The following is a 17,483-nucleotide window of genomic DNA, read 5'->3' as shown; positions in this document are numbered from 1 at the left end:
TCTTCCATCGCAGTCGCGAGGGCAAATAGATGCTGGGTATTCCTGGCAGTTATGAATGGAGATGCAGGACGGCTCATATAATCCGGGGTAGTTTATTGTGGGATGAACATTCCGAGGTTTGTTAATCGATATTCCATTGCCTGGGAACTAACCTGGAACGCCTTCGCAAGTTCTTCGATGAGTTGACCTGAAGAGATATCGGGCTTCTTAGACGGAAGATTCTGAACGGCAGCCATGATCAAGCTCTCTGGCATCAACAGCTCGGCCGCAAATTTGTTTGCTTCGATCTCCTGAATATCAATTGCCTGTGATGAGCGCTCATCTCGCTTCATAACCGTTTGGTCTACAAATACTTCTCCTTCATGTTCTAGGATGAGATGACCAATCTCATGGGCAATAGTAAAACGCTGGCGGGTTTTAGAATGAACCGAATTGACTCCAATCACTGTGCGGGAGCTCTCCTTAACGAGCACTCCAGAGAGGTCTTCTTTAAAAACCTCATAGGACACAACCGCACCTAACTTTTTAGCGATTGCTTCAATATCAACTGGAGCCTGAGTAATTTTAGATTCTTTTAATAGCCTCTGAGCTTCCCGCACTGGGATAAGATTTGCCATAAACTCTCTCCTCAAACGTTTGTCTTAGATACTAGCCGCCGAATCCAATCTTTTTCATCTTCTGGTACAGATAGCTTTCCAAGTTTCTTTTCAAGTTCAGAGCTCTGCTGTACCAAACTCAAGCGGTCGGGGAGTAGTTCACCAGGCGTAGAACCAATTGCATCCGCAAGTTCATATAACATGTGCAATGAGATATGCTGGCGTCCTTGTTCGATATTTGTGATTGAAGTACGGGAAAGGCCAACACGGGCTGATACCTCATCTTGAGTAAAACCAGCTGCTTTGCGCCGCTGGCGCAAGATGCGCCCGAACTCACGATAAAAATAATCCATGTCAAGATACTACACGCTTAACAATACGATGTCAACAGGGTTGACATATATAGTCAATATGACAAACATTAATATTTATATCGTATGCCGTTTTGACAAAATGCAGAGGCTGTGGTACCTTTTTCTTTGAGGCCATGGCTTGGCTAACGCAGTACCCTATAGATGAGGAGGAACCCGATATGAACCAATCTGAACCGATCCGGGCATTATCTCATTCTGAAATTGATTTAAGGAGGGAAATTTTTAAAGAATTTTGCGCAAGTTTAGGTTTGACGCCAGGCGATGTCACTGGCCTTCGCACAGCTGCCCAGGCTGCTTTAGAAGCTTTGGGTATGTCCACGGCGGAGTTGTTAGATAGCCAAGAGGCCTATATCCGCATGGTGCGTTATCTAGGTAAAAGGTGCCGCGATGAGGAAAAGAAAATCGGGGATTCTTGAGGCCGTCCATGAGACGGCGAGCGGATTGCACGAAGCGGGCATTATGGATCAGGTCACGCTGCGTGAATTCGATCGTCTATGCATGCCGCCGGTCGAGCCGTTGAAGGCGAAGGAGATTAACCTGAAGTAAAACGATTTTACGATTAATCGTAAAATCGTAAATTCACTTGGGAGGCGGCGCATTCTGGCCCGCTGAGTGTCGTGATCGCGGGGCAAAGGATGGTGCAAAAATGAGTGCGTTTATTCCCAAATTTCTGCTGGATCCATATGATCGGCCAGCTCGCTTGTATCCTGGACTTTTGGTCTTCTTACCAATAGCGGTACTGCTGGTATGTCTTTATGGGACAGCACACATCATTGTCTCCAGCGTGTTGTCCATTTTAGGTTTCTGCGGTGCAGGATATGCCCTTGGACGTGTTTCCAGAGACGCAGGCAAGCGTATTCAAGACAAGTTATTCAGAAAATGGGGCGGCGCTCCCACCACACAGTTGCTTCGATATCGTGACACAAGCATTGACGTGTATACCAAGGAGCGTTTCCACGGTGTACTTGCACAGGGACTCAAAAAGCCTCTGCCTGCTGCCGAAGCTGAAAGAGCCGATCCGGCGGCGGCCGACGAATTATATCGAGCCGCGACCGTGTGGCTCATCGCCCAAACGCGCGACACAAAAAAATTCCCTTTGGTGTTTAAGGAAAATGTCGCTTTTGGATTTCAGCGGAATTGCCTAGGGCTCCGGTGCTATGGTATAGCTATGACCGCCATTTGTATCGCGTGGGCTCTGTTCCATGCGAAAGTTTTAATGGTGACGCCACCTTATTTCTTCAGCAATCCGATGCTGACTCTTGAGCCCGCTGAGATGATCACACTAGGCGTTTCGGCGATGATGCTCATTGCATGGCTTTTCCTGTTGAACGAGGGCGCACTCAAGCGTACGGGTTTTTCATACGCAGAGCGTCTGCTACAGAGCTGTGACCATCTTTAACCCACTGTATTTATGCCTGCAGCACGTTTGAGAAAAGAATAAATGATAATAAAAGGAGCGCCAATGGCATCGGTTCATTTTTTAAATGTTGCCCCCGGAGATTGCACAATTATTCGTCATGTAAGCGGTCGCGTGTCCATGATTGATATTTGCGACGGGAACATAAAAGAGGAACCGAGAAAAGCTATCCTGGAAAAAGCTGCGCTGAGGAGACTGCTCGGTAATTTTAGGATGTGCAAATATCCGACAAACCCGATTCTTTACGCAAAATCACTTGGGATTACTAGAATTTTTCGGTTTATCCTGACACATCCAGATATGGATCATATGGACGGTTTGGATGTATTAGCCGATGAGATCGGCATAACCAACTTCTGGCACACTGGAGTCCAGCGAGAAGCCCCAGACTTTTCAAGCTGTCCTTATAACGAGGCGGATTGGAATCGTTATGAGAGTCTTCGCGATGGCAGGGAGTCTGGTGTAAATACCTTGAAACATCTTGCTGGTGTATATTTTCAGTTCGCTAATCGAATTGAAAACGCCGAAGGCGGCGGGGATGGTTTATATATTCTAGCGCCAGATGATGCCCTGGTTGCAGCCGCTTCAGATGATGGCGATATTAATGATGGCTCTTACGTATTGTTGTATCGATCTGCCGGCGGCCGCGTGCTTATACCCGGCGATGCTCATGATGCAACATGGGAATATGTTTTGAAGCACTACGAGTCTGACGTTGCTAATTGTTCGGTGATGATTGCCCCACATCACGGCCGCGGCTCGGATCGATCTTTTGATTTCCTTGATCAAATAAGACCTAAATTGACTCTGTTTGGGTGCGCTCCATCAGAACACCTTGCCTATGACGCTTGGAGTCAACGCAAGCTGGCGGTTATTACGAGCAACCAGGCCGGCAATATCGTTCTGGAAGTTGCGGATCAGGCGTTAGATGTTTACGTGGAAAATGCGGTCTTTGCAGAAGTGTGCAAAGCAGATTGTTTAAAAACAAATGCACAGGGATATATATACCTTAGGCGCATTAACAACACTGCTGAGTGATTATTCGTCGGGTGCTCACTTTGGCCGAGTGCCTGTGCGGCTACAACGGATGCAATTTACTACAACATAAAGGACGTTATGTTGTAGTAAATTCCTTGACCTGCGGAATCGGAAAGCGGTACTGTCTCGGGGAGATGATGAGAAAGCGCATGTCGCCGGAGCAAGTTGAATTATACAACGCGATTAATAAAATCCTCTGGGAGGATTGGAACCCTATCGGGGCGGGTATGCCCAGGGATGAATATGACAGCTATGTTCCCCAGGTCTTCAAATTGGTGCTGGAAGGCGCGCCCGCATCGAAGATTGCGGAGCACTTACACGGCTCGACGGTGCGAATGGGGCTGACGTCGTCTACTTCCAACTATCTGTCCATTGCGGAAAAGATTCAGAAGTTAAAGAGCCCAAACCGATGAATGAGCTGGCCGTCATAGAAAGTCCTTCCGTGCCGGGGATCCCGGCGTTGATTTCCAGCGCGGGCGATCGCGCGGCCTGGGAAAAAAACGGCAAGGTCAATGAAATGCCGTGTCATCACAGCCTGGAACAATTTTTAGATGAATATATCGAGGCGGCGGGAATCGCGGATGATAAAAAGGGGCCGCTCTTCCGCGCGGCGGTGGGGAAAACCGGGCGGCTCTCCGGCTCGGCCATGTCGCGCACCGATGTCTGGTATATGGTGCGAAGGCGGGCAGGGGACGCGGAGATTGATACCGCCATAGGCTGTCATACTTTCCGGGCAACCGGAATCACCGATTATTTGACCAACGGCGGGCGTATCGAGGTCGCGCAACAGATGGCGGGACACTCCAACGCTAAAACCACCGGACTCTATGACCGGCGCGGGGATAACGTGAGCCTGGGCGAGGTGGAGAGCATTGGAATCTAAGATAGGTATCGGTTTTAGCCGCGAAGCCGTCGAAGCGGCGGGCCAAGATTGGGCCAAGGTCGAGGTTTCCAATCGGATATTAGAACGCCTTAAAAAGCATCGGCTGCCTGCTATCCAAAGAAAAGGGGCAGACCGTTTCCCAGCGGTGTTTAACATCAAATGCTTTCAACAAGGCGTTCTATACCGTACGGTGATGCTGGCCGATGGGTGCGCCGATGCTTGGAATGCGGACAACCCTCTCGCGGCCGCTCTCTGCGCCCGTGCAATTATCGAAACGACCGCTTATTTCGATAATTTTGAAACAGAATTATCGAAGCTGTGCGAAGAAGGCGACCTGAGCGCAATTGAGGAACTTATAGCGGAAACAGCCCTTGCCACCCGCCTAGAAGATTTGACTGGGGGCAGCAAAGCCGTCAATGCTATAAGTTTGATTGAAAAATTAGATAGACAATTAGGCAAGAAAAAAGAGGAGGGCATCTTAGGTCTTTACGAATTTCTATGCGAATTCTGCCATCCAAACTGCTACGGACACACCCACTTTTATCAGGTAGATAAAGACACTTGGACGGTTAATCTCTCTGATAAACCAATCCCCGGAAAATCCCTTTTCAATTATATTTTTGGGGGATTTTTTCTCATTGAAGCAATAGAGCTTTCATTCCGTAATATTGAAATTTCCTTGCTGCCAAAGGTGCTGAAGCTTTCAGAGGCCGCTGGAGGATAACTGCTTCTGGCGATTACCCGCCGCGCCTTTTACATTTTATAAAATTAAAAATGGGTTGCAGCTGCAACCCTGCTCCCGGCGAGGGCGGGGGTAGCACGGTCAAGGGTTAGCGAAGTTGCGCTGCAACTTTTTTGGGGGGACCGCGAAGCGGGGAGCCAAAACCCGAAGGGCGCGCCCTTGACCACGCGATGGGCAGCGCCCCTTAGCAACCTATCATCTAAAGAGTCCAGATACGCTTTGCGTCTTCAGGGGGCGGGGTCTTCTCTAACTTGGCTTTCATCTTTCTTCATGTTCGGTAGGGGATCCAATTATTTTTCTTTGCCCCCTTTCTATGGCGGCTTCCCTGATGTGGCGGTACTCAAGCTGCCTTGTATCGTTCTAGTATAAAACATCCGCATCTGCCGTAGACCTCACCTCGTCAATCGGCTATAATGGCGCGATGCGAAAATATTGGACCGTTTTTTGGGTAAATTGGCAGAATGCCCTGCAATACCGGGGGCCGACGTTTATCTCGATCCTCGGAAACATCCTCCGTGTTTCGGTTCTCCTCTACCTCTGGAATGCCATCTACCAGGGGGAGGGACGGCTCGGCGCGTACAATCTGTCGGACCTGATCACCTACTATCTGATCCAGATGGTGATGAACAGCCTTGTCCTCTCCTATGCGAGCTGGGAGATCGTCGATCAGATCCGGGAAGGGACCTTTTCGAACTTCCTGATCCGCCCGGTCAACTATCTCCACTACTCCTTTACGATCAACCTCTCCTGGAAGCTGTTCGAGGGGGCGATGATCTTGGTGGCGGTCGGCGCCCTCTCGTTTTTCCTGGTTCCTTACGTCACGCTTCCCTCCCGGCCCGAGACGGTTCTCTTTTTTATCCTTGCGTTGATCTTGGGGGGGCTTCTCTCGTTTGCATTCGATTTTGCGATCGGGCTCCTCGCCTTCTGGCTGGTCCAGGCGAACGCGTTCAAGTACATGCTTCAATACATCATCTTCTTCTTCGCCGGCGCGCTCCTGCCGCTCGACCTTTTCCCACAGCTCTTTCAGACGATTGCCCGGGTATTGCCGTTCCGGTATCTGGTCTTCTTCCCGATTCAGGTTTTTCTGGAAAAGGAGCCGCACCCGGTCGAAGGGCTCGTTGCGGCGGCGGTCTGGGTCATCGGCCTTTATTTTCTCCTTCAGTTCATTTTAAAGCGGGGGATTGCGCGGTATGAAGCCGTGGGTCAGTAAGGTTTCGGCGCAGATCTCCCGGTATCTTTTCCTCTACCGCTCTTTTCTCGCCCATAATTTGAAAAATGAGATGATCTACCGGGCGAACTTCGTCATCGCCGTCATCATGGATATTTTTTTCATGGGGGTGAACGTCGTCTTCTTCGCCATCCTTTATGCCAACGTCGAGACGATCGGCGGCTGGAGCTTCCATCAAACGATGGTTTTGGTCGGGAGTGTCGGCGTGGTCCGCGAAATCGCCTACCTTACCTTTCGACAAGGGTTTCTCGAGCTCGGAGAATATATTCGGACGGGGCGGTTCGACGCGATGCTGACCGCGCCGATGGCGGCGAATGCCCACCTCGCCTTTCGGCATGTCTCGCTCACCGAGAGCCTCGGCGAAGGGTTGATGGGGCTGGCACTCGTCGTGTATGGATTTATCCATCTCCCCGATGCCGCCTTGAGCAGTATCCCTTTGTATCTGGTGATGTTGATCAACTCGCTTTTGCTCTACTATGCTTTTTGTTTGATCATCAACAGCGCCGTCTTCTGGCTGGTGAAGTCGCAAGAGCTGAACACCGTCGTCTACTATTTCATCGACACCGCCCGCTACCCGCGGGAGATCTACCGCGGTTTGGGAAAGGCCTTCTTCACCTTCGTTGTCCCGAGCAGCCTGATCGCGACGGTGCCGGCGTCGATCCTCACCGGCCGGGCCGATGTTGGATTGATCGCCCTCACGCTCTGCGTGACGGCGGTCCTGCTGTCGCTGGGGCTGGCGATCTGGAATTGGAGCCTGCAGCACTACAGCTCGGCAAGCAGTTAGATCATTTTCTGGGAGGCCGTCGTTCTCGCTTTCGCGGGAATGACGGGACGGTCATAAAATATATTATTTAGAGGAATTGTATTTCAGATGCCTGCGATTGATGTCAAAAATCTGACCAAGACGTTTAAGACCCATCGGAAAGAGCCGGGCCTGGTCGGCTCGATCAAGGGGCTCTTCTGGCGCGAGGCGTTTTATAATGAGGCGGTCAAGTCGGTCTCTTTCTCGTTGGAAGAGGGAGAGCTGGTCGGTTTTCTCGGCCCGAACGGCGCCGGGAAGACGACCCTCTTGAAGATGCTCTCAGGCATCTTAACGCCGACCACCGGGGAGGTCCGGGTCTTGGGATTTGTTCCCTGGGAGCGAAACCGCGCCTATCAGCGGCAGTTCGCGATCGTGATGGGGCAGAAGAATCAGCTCTGGTGGGATCTGCCGCCGGCGGAGTCGTTCGCGCTCAACCGCGATATCTATGAGGTCGACCGGACCACCTTTCAGCGGGCCCTCGATGAAATGGTCTCGCTGCTCGACCTCAAAGAGCTGCTCAATGTGCCGGTCCGGCAGCTCTCGTTGGGGCAGCGGATGAAGTGCGAGCTGGTGGCGGCGCTCCTTCATCAGCCGCGGGTCCTCTTCTTGGATGAGCCGACGATCGGGCTCGACGTAATCTCCCAAGAAAAGATCCGGGGGTTCATTCAGGAATACAACCGGCTCAAGCGGACGACGGTGCTCCTGACGAGCCACTACATGCGCGACGTCGAGCAGCTCTGCAAGCGGGTCTTGGTGATCAACCATGGCCGGGTCGTCTACGACGGCTCGCTCGACGACCTCTCGCAGCGATACGTCGATCACAAGGTGATCAAGATTCGGTTCGCTTCACCGCAAGCGGCCGCCGCGCTCTCCGGAGAAGAGGGGGTGGTGGAGCTCGATGAGCACCATGCGGTATTGAAAGTGAAGAAAAAGGAGGTCGCCCAGGTCACCCATCGGCTCCTCGGTCAGCTTCCGGTCGAAGACCTGGCGGTCGAAGAGGTCGAAGTCGAAGAGGTGATCCGCCGGATTTTTGAAGAGCAGCCGTCGAAAACATAGATCAGTAGACCCTCGGCCGACGAGGCCATATCAGTATAAAGTGGCCTTCTATAATTAATTCAACGGTGCATTTTGTACATAGATTTATATAATACGCGATGGTTATTTTTTTAGACCCTCATTGTTAGCTATAATACGGTTATAGGTAAGCTTTAGGTCTGATTTCTGAGTCGGCACGCCAAAATAGAAAACCAAAACGGAGTTCCAACCCCTTTTCATAAATACCGAAGAGGCTGATTTCGGTCATCTCGCCGTATGAGTAAGTCACTTATTCTAATTAGCGATTGGAAAGCGGAGCGGGCGCAACAGCTCATAAAACTCTTTGATGCCGACTATTTCATCCAGCAGGTCACAGATCCGCAAGAAATGATCCGATTCATCAGGAAGCAGCGACCTGATTTGGTGATCCTTCCCCTGCGCTGGCCCTCTTCCCAAAATTCAATACCCGAAAAGAGCTTCGGTTTCACCCTCGTCGATCAATTGGAAGGATCAACCTCTCCTTTGAAGCTGATTCTGTTTGATGATCAGCTGCACACTTTATTGAATTCCGAATACTGTTACCCCTTTTTAAAAGGAGCAATCGCTTTTTTAGATGAGGCCGATCCTGCATTTATGAATCGCTTAAAAAGCGCCGTCTGCAAATCGGTGCTCGAGCGCCCCGAAGCCGCCGAGGATCGACGGCGGGTCTCCTTCGAGGGGCTCGGTTTGGTCGGACAAAGTGCGGCGATGCGGCGCATCCGGGAGTCCGCTCGAAAGGCGGCTTTTTTCAGCGACCTGCCGGTCTTGATTACCGGCGCGTCCGGGACGGGAAAAGAGCTGATCGCCCGCGCAATCCACCAGATGGATCCGAAACGAAGTGGCAGCCCTTTTATTGCGGTCAATTGCAGCGCTATTTCAGGAATGCTGGCTGAGAGTGAGTTCTTCGGTCATCGACGCGGCGCTTTTACCGGAGCCGATCGAGACCGGCTCGGCCTGTTCCGTGCGGCGGAAGGGGGGGTGCTCTTTTTAGATGAAATCAGCGAATTGGATTTGAAATTACAGCCCAAGTTGCTTCGGGTCCTTCAGGAACGACGCATCTTACCGGTGGGGCAAGAGAGCGAGCAGCTCATTGATGTTCGCGTCATTGCCGCAACGAATAAGGATCTGCCGGCCTCGGTCGCGCAAGGCCATTTTCGAATGGATCTCTTTCAAAGACTCAATGTCCTCTCGCTGGAGATTCCGGAGCTGAAACAGCGAAAAGAGGATATCCGCCCCCTGGTTTACTTCTTTCTCAAAAAACATCGCAGCTGCTACCGAGGCCAAATCCAAGAGGTCCATCCCCGCGTGATGGAATTGCTTCAAACGCTCAACTACGACGGCAACGTGCGGGAGCTTGAAAATATCGTTCGGAAAATTTTATTTAGAAAAAGTGACGGTGAAATCATTGAGATGGTCGACCTTCCCCCAGAGCTGTTAAGGCATACAGTAGGCCCTTCTCTTTGGGAAGAGGAAGAAGCATTTGAACGGTTTCTCTTTGGTAAGATTCAGTCCGGCCTCTCCTTTCAAGAAACAATCGGATTGTGTGAAAGAATGCTCTTAAAAGCGGCTTTCGAGGAAACGGGAGGCCAGCGCTCTAAAATGGCTGCCCTATTGAAAGTGACGCTCCGAACGCTCTTCAACAAGATGCAGCGGCACGGCCCCACGAAATTAGAGTCTCCGGTTCAAATTAACATCCGAGCGGCTTCGGAAAACCCATCCGCTCACCCGGAAAAATTTCTCTCGCTCTAATCGGCAAAAATATTCCAGCCGGTCTCGTTTCTTTCCGACGTTATATATCCCTTTATAAAATCAATTTAATCGAGTGGACTCCCTCTTCTTTAATACCCCTTATTTGAAATCGATCGGAAATATTTTTCCGGTATCCCACGAATCGACTTTGGCGATCCCATCTTTCACCGGTTCAGATCTCCTTCTAAATAAAAGCAGATTTTACCGTTGCTTATAGATTTATTAAGAATCCGTTCATTCCAAATTAAGAAGCTGTGAACTCTCGGTCTCGACATTGCACTGGAACCAGCCAATTTTGATTAGGGCAAAGGCTCTGATCGTCTAACAACTGGAAGTGTAATGGAGAGAATTCGATGAAAAAGTGGAATGGATGGGTTTCCCTTTTGATGGCAAGCTGGACTTTTTTCGTCGTGACGGTTGCCCACGCCGATCAGGTTTGGTGGGATAACGGCTTGGCTAAACTTAAAAAAACAGATCCTCCTCCCGGCAATTCATGCGACCTGAGCGGCTGTACGAATGGAGCCGTTAAGCTTTTTTCGGCTCGCAATGAATTCGAGCCTTTTCAAATTTTCATTGCCGGTCCCGCCAGTTCGGTTGATGTGACAGTGACCGATCTGATCAGTGGGGGCAACACCATTGCAGCATTAAATACGAATGGAACGCCGAAGAATGTCATGATCTACCGCGAGCACTATCTTAACATTACCAATCCCTCCTCGACTCAGGGATCAGCCGGACTCTGGCCGGATGCATTGGTGCCGAAAGTGGATGAGTACAGCTTCGAGGCCCGCAAGGTGCCGGGGGACCCGAATGGTCGTTTCGCTTTTCCGTTCGATGTTCCGTCTGGGCAAATGCAGGGGGTTTGGATTGATCTCTATGTGCCTCCCGCGACACCCGCAGGACTCTATACCGGCTCGGTCAACGTGACGGTGGGAGGGACAAGCAGAGCAACCATCCCGATTCAGCTCACCGTGCGCAGTATCGATCTTCCCTCCACCCCCTCCCTTAAAACGGCCTGGGCGGTCGGGACGCTTCCCTTATGGTACGGACATGACGGCACTACCGAACCGACCGATCTAAGAAAGACCGAACTCGTCTGCCTGTATACGAAGGAGCTGCTTCTGCATCGTCTGTCAAATGAACAGGTTGTCTGGAGAGTGCCGACCTTCGGTCCCGACCCGAATGATCCTAGCAAGAAAGTCATTACCAATTTCGTGCAGAATCCTCCACCGCACTGCAATGAGCGCTATGATGACTTTTTGACCGGCGGAGATTCAAGCAATCCGACCCGTTCCGATCTTCCCAATGGAAAATTGCCGGGGGCCAAGGTTCAACTCGCCCGGGTACGGGATGGATTTAGCTTTAATAGCGGCCACGCTTCCGCCAGCTACTACAATGATTATGTGAATGTGTTTACGCGCTATGGTTGGAAGTCGTCTATGTTCTACTACCTTGTCGACGAACCTTCGTCTAACTGTAACGTTACCGAGTGGCAAAATATACTCTACACAAAATCAAAATGGTTCAAGGACAATCAAATTGACATCCCAATGATGGTTACGACCAGCAAGGAAAAGGCGGAAAGCTGTTTCCAAGCGAATGGTCATTCGGTAGCCGACTCCCACACCTACATCGATACCTGGGTTGTTCCGGAGAGCGCTATGCATGATAAATCGGGGACGAACAATCGGGGATCCTATGATTCGATCCTTTCAGCCCTGGGCAAAGAGCTCTGGTGGTATCATGGCTGCACTCAACACGGCTGCGAAGGTTCAGAGACCGATTTTGCAACCCCCATGGCCGACCTTCCGAACCTGTTCAGCCGGATGTTCGAATGGCTTACCTTTCAATACCGGATCGGGCGAATCGCAGACGATCCGCAGTTTTATTCTCAGCCAGGGCCCCTGGCCACGCTTTATTATGAGACCGTCTATAACTATTTAGATGAACAAGGCAAATGTGCTCCGGTCCACCCTGATCCCTGGGCTTCTAATTATTGTTTCGGCGGAAACGGGGATGGGACCCTTTTCTATCCCGGCACGGTCGCCAAAATAGGAGGAAGTCACGACATTGCGATTCCCAGCATCCGTCTGAAGATGCTTCGCGAAGCGGTCGAAGATTATGAGTATATGGCCCTTGTCGAAGCGAAAAAAAACGGGCAAGGGACAAACGGAAAAGCGTGGATCCAAGATAACATTTTTACTCCCTATATTAGTGATACCCAATGTAGGTTTTATACCTTTGTCTGGAATAAAGATCCGAACAGCACGAATTGCCCCCCAGGCCCTAAGGGGATCCTGAATGCCCGTGCGAGACTGGCAGACGAGCTGGATCCAGTTATCACCAATCAACCTCCTGTTGCCCAGTTCACGTCAACCCTGGTTTCCGGACGGACCTTCCATTTCGATGGAAGCGCCTCTTCCGACCCGGATGGGACGATCGCCGCTTATGCGTGGAATTTCGGTGACGCGGGAACCGGCACCGGCGCGACGATTGATCATGCCTATGCCGCCGATGGCACCTATACTGTGACCCTGACGGTCACCGACAATCAAGGTGCGACCGGCTCGAAGCAGACAAACATCACCGTCGGGAATCCCCCACCGTGCCCGGTTTCCGATTGTTTTAATCGGCCCGATAATACCGATCTGGGGTCGGGTTGGAATGAATATGTCCCTCAGCTTGAGATTTTCGGCAATCGGATTCGAAACGCAGATGGCTCCTGGAACGAGGCGCAATTTACCCAGCCGATCGGTACGGACCAGGATGTTTCTGTGACATGCAATATCGCTTCGGGCGGTCAGGGAACCGGCAATAATTGCGGCGTCATGGCACGATGGAGCGACCCAAACAATTATTATTATACTCAAATCGACGTGGGACGGCAGGGTATTTACATTCTTAAAAAAGTAGGCGGCACGGTGACGCTGCTGGCCGGTGCGGACGAAAATGCAAGCCCCGCTCTGAATTGGGGGGCCGATTATACCTTGCGGTTTGTCGTGAGCGGAACCTCTTTAACCGCTTATGTGAACGGCCAGCAAATTACTGCGACCGATTCATCCCTCTCGGCCGGAAGTTACGCTGGAATTAAATCGTACAACGACGTCGCTTTCATCACCTCCTTCGACAACTTCAACGCTGTGGCTGCGTCCGCCCCCTGTCCCGTGACCGACTGTTTTCAGAGGCCGGGTCCCAGCTTAGGGTCGGGTTGGGGTTCATATGTAGGCGGTTTTGAAATTTCCAACAATGAAGTCCGAAACACCGCGGCCGGCGCAAATGAAGCACAGTATCTTACGCCGATCGGATTGGATCAGGATGTCTCGAGCCAGTGTAAAGTCACTGCGAGCGGGAATAACTGCACGGTCATGGCCCGATGGTCGGATGGCAATAATTTTTACTATGGCTTTCTAGACGTCGGGTTAGGAAAGGTCTTCCTTTACAAAAAGGTCGGCGGCGCCGCAACGAAGTTGGGTGAGGCAATCAAGACGGTCTCCTATAACACCTACTATTCAATTCGATTGGTGGTGCAAGGGAGAACGATACAACTCTTCTTTAACGGTGAACCAACAGCATCGATCGCCGTTACAGATTCGTCTCTCTCTACGGGCAGTTTTGCCGGAATCAAATCGTTCGCCTCAGCGGCATATACCACCTGGTTCGACAATTTCAATGCAGTGGTCCCACCGCCGATCTTTAGCGACAACTTCAATCGAACCAGCGGTCTTGGAACCAATTGGATGGTCTGGTATGGAAGCTTCACCACCGACGGCATTTATGCGGCCTCCGGAACGCCTCCGAGCAACGGAAACTGGGCGTCGGTGGTCCCACCGCTGGGAACGAATGATTATTCGGTGAAGTCCTCTTTAATCATTCCGCCCGGCTCTCTCTATAGCGGAATCGTCGCCCGCAGCAACGATTCGCTCAACTTCGATAAGGACCTCTATTCGGCCCAGATTGCCACGGATGGAAAAGTCTACCTCTATCGAAGAAACGGATGGACCTGGACCGTTTTGGGAACGCCCTACGCGGCCGGGATTGTGTCGGGTACGGCCTATGCCGTCGAGTTGGTCGTGCAGGGGACAAACCCGGTCCATCTGGAAGTGTGGTTAGATGGGTCAAAAAGGATCAACTATGACGATAGCTCAACCGGACAGATCGCGTCCGGAGGGGCAGGGATTGAAGCCTACAATGCCGATGTGAAGTATGACTACTTCAACATTTATAAAAAATAGAGAATAGGAGAATTCACCGTGGTGAGCCCGGACGATCCGCTCCGGGCCACCACTTTTACATCGTCATAATTCAATTCGGCAGCGCAGGATGGACCCATTTATCGTTACCCAATGGGTATTTCATTTCAGCCCCTCCCGTCCATGCGGCGAGGTGAGATCGAGCACCGGTCCAACCGGAACGATCCGGGTCGGGTTGATATCTTCGTGCGTCATATAATAGTGGCGTTTGATCTGGTCGAAATCGACCGTCTCTGCAATTCCATCATATTGATAGAGCTCCCGCAGATATCCCCAGAGCGCCGGGTAATCGACGATCCGGCGGAGGTTGCACTTGAAGTGAACAGCGTAGACGGCATCGAAACGAATCAGCGTGGTGAAGAGTCGCCAATCGGCCTCGGTGATCTGGTGTCCCACCAGGTAGCGTTGCGTTGAAAGCCGGGCTTCGATTTGATCGAGGGCAGCAAAAAGCTTCTGAACCGCCCGCTCATACGCTTTTTGATTCGACGCGAAGCCGGCCCGGTAGACGCCGTCGTTGATGTTGGGATAGATAACGTCGTTGATCTCGTCGATCTCGGCGCGAAGCGGCTCGGGATAGAAATCTTCCTTCACATCGGTGAACGCATTGAACGCGCTGTTCAGCATCCTTAAAATATCGTCGTCCGAATTGCTGACGATCCGGCCGCTCTTCTTATCCCAGAGGACCGGGACGGTGACGCGATCGTTGAAGGTCGGGTCCATCTTTTTATACGCTTCGCTCAGATAGCGAAAGCCGTTGACCGGGTCTTCGGAGTAGCCGGGGCCGTTGCGGAATGCCCATCCTTTTTCATCTCTCACCGGATCGACGACAGTCATCCCGACGACATTCTCCAGCCGCTTGAGCTTCCGGATAATCACCGTTCGGTGCGCCCAGGGACAAGCGAGCGAGACGTAAAGATGGTAGCGGCCCGGCTCGGCGGGGTATCCGGAGGAGCCGTCGGCGGTGACCCACTCTCGAAACCGATCTTCTTGCCGGACGAACTCGCCTTGTTTGTTTTGTTCTTTGGGAAAAGGCATCTCTATCTCTCCACATTCATCTGCACATTCATCTGAAGGATGGGCGTACTCATAATACATATAACGAGATGGTCCACGGAAAGTCAAATATTTTTGATTTTCTGAATGATGAGCGGATGTTCGTTCAATAACGGCCCAGGGGTTCCACCTTTTTTATTGTCCTTTTCACTCAAGCAAGAAAATGCCTGGCAAGAGAATGCCTGGAACGAGGAGTGCTCCTGATCGTCTAGCGTCGGCAATTTTCATATTTCCCTCCTCCCCTCGCTATGCCCAATGGAGACCCAACCCTGACGTGATGATAGAGATCTTGTCCGGGCGATTTCCACCGGTTTCTTTCTACCACCATTGGGGGTGGGCTCCCCTCTTTCGGGTTAATTGATTGGTCTTCGGCATGTTGTTAAACTTACAGTAATGAAGAGGGGTGGCGTGTGTTAAGCACTACATCAATAAACACCAACAGCCGGCTTGATTCTGAGAAGTCTTCAATAGGCCGGTTGGACACCACCCGCACCACGCGGGATCATGCATTATCAATAGAAGACAATTTAGAAGACCATTTTTTGTAAGCGAAGGAGGTATTGATTATGAAACTGAAAACAGTTGCGGTCGGATTGATCGCAAGCGGATTTTTGATTTCTTCGGGCTATGCCGAGCAGAGTGTCGACCCGGGGAATAGCCAACAAGGGCTGAACCAGCAGCAGAGCGGTCGGCCGGGAAGTGACATGGGCGGCGGCCAATCGAGCAGCGATATCCAAAGCGGCACTCCGCAAGGCTCCGACATGGGCAGCCAGCCGAGTGTCGGATCGTCAACCCCCGATCAGGGCTCCGGAGCGGGACGCAACCAGCAAGGCCCGAACTCGGGGACAATGCAGAGCGGCAGCCAGAATAAAGAGAGCGGCTGGGCCAGCTTGGCCGGCGTGCAACAGATTCAACAAAAACTGAATGAGCAGGGCTACCCCGCCGGGCCGGTCGACGGCAAATTCGGTCCTCAAACGAAAGAGGCGCTTCGTCAATTCCAGCAGGCAAAAGGAATCCAGCCGACCGGACAGGTCGATCAGCAGACCGTGGTGGCCCTCGGTATCCAGGGCCAAAGCGGCAGCCAGCAAGGGGGCGGCGCCAGTCAGCCGGGAAGCACTGATCAGGGGAGTGGATCCCAAGGCGGTGTTCAGCCGGGAGCGACCCCGCCGAACACAGATATGGGGGGCGGCGCGATTCAAAACAGTCCAGGAAGCAGTTCGTCCGGTTCCGATCTGGGGAGCAGCCAGCCGAATAGCGGCGTTCAAGGGGGTGATCCAAATTCCAGCATCGGCGGCAGCTCCGGTCAGGTTCCTTCGGCCGGCAGTTCGCAAGGAGATGCAGGCCAGGGAAGCGGATCGTCCGGCTCCGCTCAGTAAGCAGTCATTCAAATGCATCTTTTTAAAAAGAGAAGGCTTTTAGCCTTCTCTTTTTTTGCCCGCGCTTCATCATCTCTCCATTGTATCTTTCATCACAGTAAGAACGCTTACCTGCAAAGTGATTAATACTTCAGGTTGTATTGATTGCCGAAGAGACCGCTTGGTAAACTCATACCAATACTCAACAGCGCTCATTCCAAATAATCCAAAGAAGTGGAAGAGCAACACAGAGTGCCAACCCCAAGACAGGCGTCCGGGTCCTTTCTAGAAATAAGAAGGAGGTATCTTATGAAGGTCAAAACAATCGCGATCAGTTTGATCGCAGGAATGTTCCTCGTCTCCTCCGTCTATGCAAAGCAAGCGAGCTCCCAGTCCTCGACCAGCCCCAGTCAGCAAGGAAGCCAAAGTGGCGGAGATCAAGGGGGAGGCGGGATGAAGGGGAGCGGCGCGACCGGTTCTTCCTCCATCAAGCAGGTTCAGCAGAAATTGAACGATCAAGGCTATGATGCCGGTCCGGTCGACGGCAAGTCGGGACCGAAAACAAAAGAGGCTCTGCGCAAGTTTCAACAGAAAGAGGGCATCCAGCCGACCGGGCAGGTGGACCAGAAGACGCTCGCCGCCCTGGGGGTTCAAGGACAGGGCTCCGGTCAAGGAGGCGCCGCCTCCGGTGGGAGTTCATCCGGCGGGACGCAGGGAAGCAGCTCGTCGAGCCCCGGCATGGGAGGCGGCAAGCAAAATGGCGGATCATCGAGCAACGGCGGGAGCAGCGGCGGTGCTCAAAGCCAGCAGGGAAGCAGCAGCCCGAAGAATGGAATGCAGGGTCAGTAAAGGGGACTCTCTCACCCCGAAGCCCGAAGGAGAGAGGGCTGGAGAGCAGCCTTCTCTCCTTCATTTCAGGATA

General features: G+C 52.0%; 16 protein-coding genes and 1 pseudogene. 14 read left to right on the top strand and 3 right to left on the bottom strand.

The window, feature by feature from the left end:
- Nucleotides 1-92 precede the first annotated feature (92 nt).
- Nucleotides 93-617 carry an ImmA/IrrE family metallo-endopeptidase gene (locus tag HY282_16385; protein ID MBI3805328.1) on the bottom strand — a complete coding sequence of 175 codons (525 nt, stop codon included), beginning with the start codon at nt 615-617 and terminating at the stop codon, nt 93-95.
- Nucleotides 618-628: 11 nt separating this feature from the next.
- On the bottom strand, nt 629-949 hold the full coding sequence (locus HY282_16380) for a helix-turn-helix transcriptional regulator (protein MBI3805327.1): 321 nt from the start codon (nt 947-949) through the stop codon (nt 629-631).
- A gap of 179 nt (nt 950-1,128) precedes the next feature.
- Between HY282_16380 and HY282_16375 the strand changes: the two genes are divergently transcribed.
- The 12 genes and pseudogenes from HY282_16375 to HY282_16320 all read left to right on the top strand — a co-directional run bounded on the left by HY282_16375 (nt 1,129) and on the right by HY282_16320 (nt 14,135).
- Nucleotides 1,129-1,386, top strand: coding sequence for a hypothetical protein (locus HY282_16375; protein ID MBI3805326.1), 258 nt, complete (start codon nt 1,129-1,131; stop codon nt 1,384-1,386).
- Nucleotides 1,358-1,504, top strand: a pseudogene (locus tag HY282_16370) (transcriptional regulator). Before HY282_16375 ends, HY282_16370 begins: the two are co-directional and overlap by 29 nt.
- Before the next feature lie 112 nt (nt 1,505-1,616).
- Nucleotides 1,617-2,369 (top strand): hypothetical protein, encoded by a 753-nt coding sequence (locus HY282_16365; GenBank protein ID MBI3805325.1) that lies wholly within the window; start codon nt 1,617-1,619, stop codon nt 2,367-2,369.
- 63 nt (nt 2,370-2,432) lie between these two features.
- Nucleotides 2,433-3,425: an MBL fold metallo-hydrolase gene (locus HY282_16360; protein MBI3805324.1), complete on the top strand. Its 993-nt coding sequence runs from the start codon at nt 2,433-2,435 to the stop codon at nt 3,423-3,425.
- A gap of 149 nt (nt 3,426-3,574) precedes the next feature.
- On the top strand, nt 3,575-3,838 hold the full coding sequence (locus HY282_16355; GenBank protein MBI3805323.1) for a hypothetical protein: 264 nt from the start codon (nt 3,575-3,577) through the stop codon (nt 3,836-3,838).
- Nucleotides 3,835-4,308 (top strand): tyrosine-type recombinase/integrase, encoded by a 474-nt coding sequence (locus HY282_16350; GenBank protein MBI3805322.1) that lies wholly within the window; start codon nt 3,835-3,837, stop codon nt 4,306-4,308. The genes HY282_16355 and HY282_16350 overlap by 4 nt, the downstream gene beginning before the upstream one ends.
- Nucleotides 4,298-5,032 (top strand): hypothetical protein, encoded by a 735-nt coding sequence (locus HY282_16345; GenBank protein MBI3805321.1) that lies wholly within the window; start codon nt 4,298-4,300, stop codon nt 5,030-5,032. The genes HY282_16350 and HY282_16345 overlap by 11 nt, the downstream gene beginning before the upstream one ends.
- Nucleotides 5,033-5,471: 439 nt before the next feature.
- Nucleotides 5,472-6,260, top strand: coding sequence for an ABC-2 family transporter protein (locus HY282_16340; protein MBI3805320.1), 789 nt, complete (start codon nt 5,472-5,474; stop codon nt 6,258-6,260).
- Nucleotides 6,241-7,062 carry an ABC-2 family transporter protein gene (locus tag HY282_16335; protein MBI3805319.1) on the top strand — a complete coding sequence of 274 codons (822 nt, stop codon included), beginning with the start codon at nt 6,241-6,243 and terminating at the stop codon, nt 7,060-7,062. Before HY282_16340 ends, HY282_16335 begins: the two co-directional genes overlap by 20 nt.
- Nucleotides 7,063-7,149: 87 nt before the next feature.
- Nucleotides 7,150-8,136: an ABC transporter ATP-binding protein gene (locus tag HY282_16330; protein ID MBI3805318.1), complete on the top strand. Its 987-nt coding sequence runs from the start codon at nt 7,150-7,152 to the stop codon at nt 8,134-8,136.
- Nucleotides 8,137-8,391: 255 nt separating this feature from the next.
- The gene (locus tag HY282_16325; GenBank protein ID MBI3805317.1) at nt 8,392-9,903 is read left to right on the top strand and encodes a sigma-54-dependent Fis family transcriptional regulator; all 1,512 of its coding nucleotides are present in this window, start codon (nt 8,392-8,394) and stop codon (nt 9,901-9,903) included.
- A 2,096-nt stretch (nt 9,904-11,999) separates the two neighbouring features.
- Nucleotides 12,000-14,135 (top strand): PKD domain-containing protein, encoded by a 2,136-nt coding sequence (locus tag HY282_16320; GenBank protein ID MBI3805316.1) that lies wholly within the window; start codon nt 12,000-12,002, stop codon nt 14,133-14,135.
- Between the two features lie 120 nt (nt 14,136-14,255).
- Here HY282_16320 and HY282_16315 read toward each other — a convergent pair whose 3' ends face one another.
- Nucleotides 14,256-15,188, bottom strand: coding sequence for a glutathione S-transferase family protein (locus HY282_16315; protein MBI3805315.1), 933 nt, complete (start codon nt 15,186-15,188; stop codon nt 14,256-14,258).
- A 584-nt stretch (nt 15,189-15,772) separates the two neighbouring features.
- Here HY282_16315 and HY282_16310 point away from each other — a divergent pair.
- Together HY282_16310 and HY282_16305 are read left to right on the top strand one after the other, a co-directional pair.
- The gene (locus HY282_16310) at nt 15,773-16,582 is read left to right on the top strand and encodes a peptidoglycan-binding protein (GenBank protein MBI3805314.1); all 810 of its coding nucleotides are present in this window, start codon (nt 15,773-15,775) and stop codon (nt 16,580-16,582) included.
- Nucleotides 16,583-16,870: 288 nt separating this feature from the next.
- Nucleotides 16,871-17,410 carry a peptidoglycan-binding protein gene (locus tag HY282_16305; GenBank protein ID MBI3805313.1) on the top strand — a complete coding sequence of 180 codons (540 nt, stop codon included), beginning with the start codon at nt 16,871-16,873 and terminating at the stop codon, nt 17,408-17,410.
- Nucleotides 17,411-17,483: the final 73 nt, after the last annotated feature.

Source organism: Candidatus Manganitrophaceae bacterium (assembly GCA_016200325.1).
In the GTDB taxonomy this organism is placed as follows: domain Bacteria; phylum Nitrospirota; class Nitrospiria; order SBBL01; family Manganitrophaceae; genus Manganitrophus.
The sequence above is the reverse complement of the archived record's forward strand: the minus strand, read 5'-3'. Positions and strand labels throughout refer to the sequence as shown.